This window comes from Planktotalea sp., assembly GCF_049680325.1.
GTDB lineage: Bacteria > Pseudomonadota > Alphaproteobacteria > Rhodobacterales > Rhodobacteraceae > Planktotalea.
Genome location: NZ_JBAUHO010000309.1, coordinates 1 through 4,911, shown reverse-complemented (window position 1 = coordinate 4,911; position 4,911 = coordinate 1). Strand labels below are relative to the sequence as shown.

Annotated in this window: 5 protein-coding genes; 3 read left to right on the top strand and 2 right to left on the bottom strand. The window is 55.8% G+C overall.

Going from position 1 to position 4,911, the window contains the following annotated elements:
- Positions 1–52: 52 nt before the first annotated feature.
- Positions 53–688, top strand: coding sequence for a ChrR family anti-sigma-E factor (locus WBC85_RS14015; RefSeq protein ID WP_424438451.1), 636 nt, complete (start codon positions 53–55; stop codon positions 686–688).
- Positions 689–723: 35 nt separating this feature from the next.
- Here the strand turns inward: WBC85_RS14015 and WBC85_RS14010 are convergent, their stop codons facing one another.
- Together WBC85_RS14010 and WBC85_RS14005 are read right to left on the bottom strand one after the other, a co-directional pair.
- Entirely contained in the window at positions 724–1,449 is a 726-nt protein-coding gene (locus WBC85_RS14010; RefSeq protein WP_424438448.1) for an SDR family NAD(P)-dependent oxidoreductase, read from the bottom strand.
- Complete coding sequence (locus tag WBC85_RS14005; RefSeq protein WP_424438445.1) at positions 1,449–2,213, bottom strand: DUF1365 domain-containing protein; 765 nt, start codon at positions 2,211–2,213, stop codon at positions 1,449–1,451. The genes WBC85_RS14010 and WBC85_RS14005 overlap by 1 nt, the downstream gene beginning before the upstream one ends.
- 123 nt (positions 2,214–2,336) lie before the next feature.
- On the opposite strand from WBC85_RS14005, the gene WBC85_RS14000 reads away from it, so the two are divergent.
- Positions 2,337–3,686 carry an NAD(P)/FAD-dependent oxidoreductase gene (locus tag WBC85_RS14000; RefSeq protein ID WP_424438442.1) on the top strand — a complete coding sequence of 450 codons (1,350 nt, stop codon included), beginning with the start codon at positions 2,337–2,339 and terminating at the stop codon, positions 3,684–3,686.
- Positions 3,625–4,782, top strand: a complete 1,158-nt coding sequence (locus tag WBC85_RS13995; RefSeq protein ID WP_424438439.1) for a class I SAM-dependent methyltransferase — start codon at positions 3,625–3,627, stop codon at positions 4,780–4,782. The genes WBC85_RS14000 and WBC85_RS13995 overlap by 62 nt, the downstream gene beginning before the upstream one ends.
- Positions 4,783–4,911 lie beyond the last annotated feature (129 nt).

The window sequence follows — 4,911 nt, the reverse complement described above, 5'->3', positions numbered from 1 at the left end:
CATTAGGTTAGGACTCAACCGATTGCGAAACGACCTAAAGGGGTTGCGCTGAATGACTGCAATCAAACACCATATTCCAGATGCCATGATCGCAGCCTATGCGTCAGGTAATCTACCGCATGCTTTCGCCCTGGTTGTCGCAACGCATGTTTCGATTTGCGATGAATGCCGTGCAGCGCTTGGCGCGCATCAGGCGGTTGGCGGCGTTTTGCTGGAGCATTCCGATCATGTTGATGTTTCAAAAAGCATGAAATCCGATTTGATGGCGATGCTGGATGCGCCTGTGCGACCTGAACCCGTTTATGACGCTCGGGGCGTTTACCCCGGTCCTGTGATGGAAGCCCTGAAGGGCAAGGCCCCGCGTTGGAAAACGCTTGGCATGGGCGTTAAACAGAGCATCCTGTCAGCAACCGATAGCGGGTCGGTCAGGTTGCTTTTCATACCTGCCGGGCAAGCGGTGCCCGATCACAGCCACAACGGGCTTGAGTTAACCTTGGTGCTACAAGGTAGCTTTAGCGATGAAACGGGGCGCTTCGGTGTTGGCGATGTCGAAATCGGCGACGAAGCGTTAGAACATACGCCGATTGCAGATGCAGGCGATGCCTGTATTTGCCTTGCAGCGACGGATGCACCTTTGCGTTTCAACGCATTGATGCCGCGCCTATTGCAACCGTTCTTCCGAATTTAGCGCGGTCCGCGACCTGGGCAATCCACTGGGATTGCTCAGCCGCCGCGGTAAACGATCCAATCGGGAAGAAAATCCAATAGCCTGATCGTCCATGAAAACGGGCGCGGAAAATCGGTTCTGAAACGGCGGCGCTCCATGGCCCTCAAGACGTGACGTGCGGCCATTTCGGGCGACATGAGTTGCGGCATCGAAAAGGTGTTTTTGCGGGTCAGGCGGGTTTTGATAAAGCCGGGGTTTACGACCCGAATAGTGACACCGCTGCCCCGCAGATCGTGGCGCATGGTTTCTGCAAGACTTATCAATGCGGCCTTACTGGCCCCGTAACCGATTGCAGCAGGCAACCCGCGATAGCCCGCTAACGATCCGATCAGGGTAATGTCCCCTTGGTTTTGCGCGGCAAATTGGGGCGCTATGTGGCCCAACACCCGAAGCGCGCCCGTAAAATTCACATCCACCATAGAAAGCGCGCTGTCTTGATCCCAGTCTTGCGTGCGCATCGGCTCGTAAGCGCCTGCGTTATAAATCACGCCGTCGATAGAACCTACCGCCGCTGCCGCACAACGAACAGACACCGTATCAGTTACATCGCAGGGCAGAACCGTTGCAGCGCCAAGTTCCCCCGCCAACTCTTGCAGACGCGTTTCAGAACGGGCGGAGACGATCACATGCGCCCCTGCCTTCACCAAACCCTTGGCAATTTCGCGGCCCAAACCTTCGCTTGCGCCGATCAACCAATAGGTCTTGCCTTGAAACGTCTTCATCATCCTGCCCCCGGTGCTTTGCTGTCCGATACTAGTGGTTCTGGCGGCGCAGGTTTTCGCACAAACGGCGCGCCCTTCATCCAGAGCTTCAGCGCCTGCCAATAGATCAGCGCCACAACGCGCGCCGCCCCGAGCGGCCGACGGATAGCAACCTTAGCCAAACCCGCTGTCGTCACAGGTACGCGCGGGCCTTTCAGCGTCGCCAAGACCCCCTGCTCGCCATGCTCGTAGGAAATGCGAATGTTGAATGCATCCTTGGTCATGCCAAAGTTGAAACGATACTGGCCTGCAACCTTTTGAAAGGGTGATACGTGCATCAGCTTTTCTGCTTCGATCACATCATTCTGGTCAATCGGTCGAAAATCACCATGGGCGCAAAAGTAGCAGTGCCGATGGCCGAATGTGTTGTTCACTTCAGCAATAAAGGCCCGTGGCGTTCCATCAATTGTAGCGATCCAGAAACTCACCGGGTTAAAGTGAAACCAAAGAAAGCTGGGCTGCGTTAAGAGCAGAAGCCGGGCGTTTTCTGTCGGAAAACCGCGCCGCGCTAGTTCTTCGCGAAACCAAGCAACGCCCTGCCCTGCCCCGCGTTCTCCACCATGATGGCGCGCGCGAAGCGAAAACAGATTGAAGCGATCAAGCGATAAGAGCGGCGGCGCGCCCTTGCTTAGATCGCTCAGCACATAATCGACGCCATATCGAAATGCGTTTTTCAGACTGCCCTTCCGGGCGTGATAGGTTTGGGCGGGCACACGTTCAATCATGGATCAAATACGGATGTCTTGCGGCATTGGATCACCCAGGCCGCCACTTTCTTAACGAAAGATGTGATCCGTTTTCAGGACCGCTGCGTATTCCTCTCAAATACCAACGAGAACGAGGACCGCATGCTGGATCAAACCCAAGGCCCCCGCCGCAAGATCGCCATTGTCGGCGGCGGCATTTCCGGACTTTCTGCGGCGTATTATTTATCCGCCCAACATGATGTGACCCTGTTCGAGGCTGCCCCGCGTTTGGGTGGTCATGCGCGTACCGTGCTGGCAGGCAAGAACGGCGATCAACCGGTAGACACGGGTTTCATCGTGTTCAACTACGCCACCTACCCCTATCTGACGCAGTTATTTGCCGAACTCGACGTGCCGGTTATCAAAAGCGAAATGAGCTTTTGCGCCAGCATCGACAATGGCAAGATCGAGTATGGCCTGAACAGTTTCGCTGCGATCTCTGCGCAAAAGCGTAACCTCCTTCGCCCGCAATTCTACAAGATGGTTGCCGACATCTTGCGCTTTGGCAAGGAAGCCGAAGCGGCCGCAAAAGATGACGATAAAACCATTGGCGAACTGGTTGACGAACTGGGCTTGGGGCGTTGGTTTCGCGACAATTATCTGATGCCGATGTGCGGCGCTATCTGGTCAACGCCTGTTACCGATGTCGACGCATTTCCGGCCAAATCCTTGGTGAATTTCTTTCGCAATCACGCCTTGTTGGCAGGCACCGGCCAACATCAATGGTGGACCGTCAAAGGCGGAAGCATCGAATATGTGCGCCGCCTGCAAACCGCGCTAGTGGCAAGAGGTTGCACCATTCATACGGGCACACCCGTTACCCAGGTCTTACGAGGCCCTCAGAAAGTAAGCGTCACCGCAGAAGGGCAAAGCGCGCAACATTTCGATGATATCATCTTTGCCTGCCATTCGGATCAAGCGCTGGCTATTTTGGGCGAGGATGCAAGACCCGCCGAAGCCGCGGCGCTGGGTGCGATCCGATATCAGCCCAACACGGCAGTGCTTCACTGCGACGATGGACAAATGCCAAAGCGGCGCAAGTGCTGGTCAAGCTGGGCCTATCGCAGTCAGGACGGCGGCGTCGGCGTGACCTACTGGATGAACCGTTTGCAAAACATCCCTGAAAGCGATCCGCTTTTTGTGACGTTGAACCCGACCCGTCCCATCCCCGCAGAAAAGATCTATGACAGCGTCGAGTTTTCCCATCCTGTTTTTGACAAACCGGCCCTTGAGGCCCAGCGCGAAATCCGCGCGATGCAGGGCCAGAACAATACGTGGTTCGCTGGTGCCTACAATCGCCACGGCTTTCACGAAGATGGCATCGCCAGCGCGATGCGCATCGTGCGCATGATGAATTCCCCCTCCCTCCAGAATACCAGAGGCCTGAACTATGACATTGACCAACAAAGCCATGACCTCGCAGTTTCTAGAGACTTGCGCCCGACTGCATGAAGGCCAACTCACGCTGCGCACACCTGATGGTGCGCGCTATCAATTTGGCGATCACGGCCTTGAGGCAGAGATGCAGATCAACGATTGGGCTGCGGTGTCGGCGATGGCTGCGCATGGCCAGGTCGGCTTGGGCGAGGCCTATGTTCAAGGGCTATGGGACACGCCGTCTATCGAGGCGTTGATGTCTGTGGCGATGCTGAACCGCGATCATCTGGGAAGCTATGACAAGGCAAACCCGCTCAACAGGGCAAAATTCCGTTTGGTTGATCGGGTGCTGCGCGTCAATTCCAAGCGTGGTTCGCGCAAGAATATCCGGGCGCACTATGATGTCGGGAACGAGTTTTATCAGCTCTGGCTGGACGAAGGAATGACCTATTCTTCGGGCATATTCGCGCAGGATACGGATGATTTGGCTCAGGCGCAAAGCCGCAAGAACGAACGGGTTCTGTCGCGGTTGAACACTGGCGAGCGGGTCTTGGAAATTGGCTGCGGTTGGGGTGGCTTTGCCGAAGCGGCCAGCAGCGAGGGGCGCGATGTGACTGGCGTCACCATTTCGCGCAATCAACACAGCTATGCCGATTGCCGCCTTGACGGGCGCGCCGATATTCAATTGCGCGATTACCGCGATATCGAAGGCAGGTATGACAACATCGTTTCTATCGAAATGATCGAAGCGGTTGGTGAAAAATACTGGCCCAGCTATTTCGATACACTCAAACGCAATCTTGCAGAAGATGGCCGCGCGATGGTGCAAGCGATCACAGTGCGCGACGATTTTTTCGACGCATATCGCACCTCGTCCGATTACATCCGCCAGTATGTCTTTCCGGGCGGGATGCTGCTGTCTGATACGGTCATCGCAGAGCAGGCAAAACTTGCGGGGCTTCAAGTCAAAGACAATTTCGCCTTTGGTCAGGACTATGGCAAAACCTGCCGCATCTGGGCCGAACGATTGGTCGGTAAAAAGCGCAAGATTACAGAGCAAGGCTATGGCGAGCGGTTCTTTCGCAACTGGCAATACTATCTGGAAATTTGCGCCGCCTCCTTTGCCATCGGACACACAAATGTTGTTCAGGTTGAGCTGGCCCATGCGTAGCCTGTGTCTTGCCTTGTGCTTTTGCCTTGCCGCGCTGCCAGCATTTAGCGCGCCCTTGGGCACGCTCTTGCCCGGGGCAGAGGTGCGCGGGCAAGCGTCGTTTCGCTATCTTGGTGTACAGCTTTATGA

Excerpts from the sequence above, each read along its gene's own strand:
- WBC85_RS14015 (WP_424438451.1), top strand. The coding sequence starts at position 53 with ATGACTGCAATCAAACACCATATTCCAGATGCCATGATCGCAGCCTAT.
- WBC85_RS14010 (WP_424438448.1), bottom strand. The coding sequence starts at position 1,449 with ATGAAGACGTTTCAAGGCAAGACCTATTGGTTGATCGGCGCAAGCGAA.
- WBC85_RS14005 (WP_424438445.1), bottom strand. The coding sequence starts at position 2,213 with ATGATTGAACGTGTGCCCGCCCAAACCTATCACGCCCGGAAGGGCAGT.
- WBC85_RS14000 (WP_424438442.1), top strand. The coding sequence starts at position 2,337 with ATGCTGGATCAAACCCAAGGCCCCCGCCGCAAGATCGCCATTGTCGGC.
- WBC85_RS13995 (WP_424438439.1), top strand. The coding sequence starts at position 3,625 with ATGACATTGACCAACAAAGCCATGACCTCGCAGTTTCTAGAGACTTGC.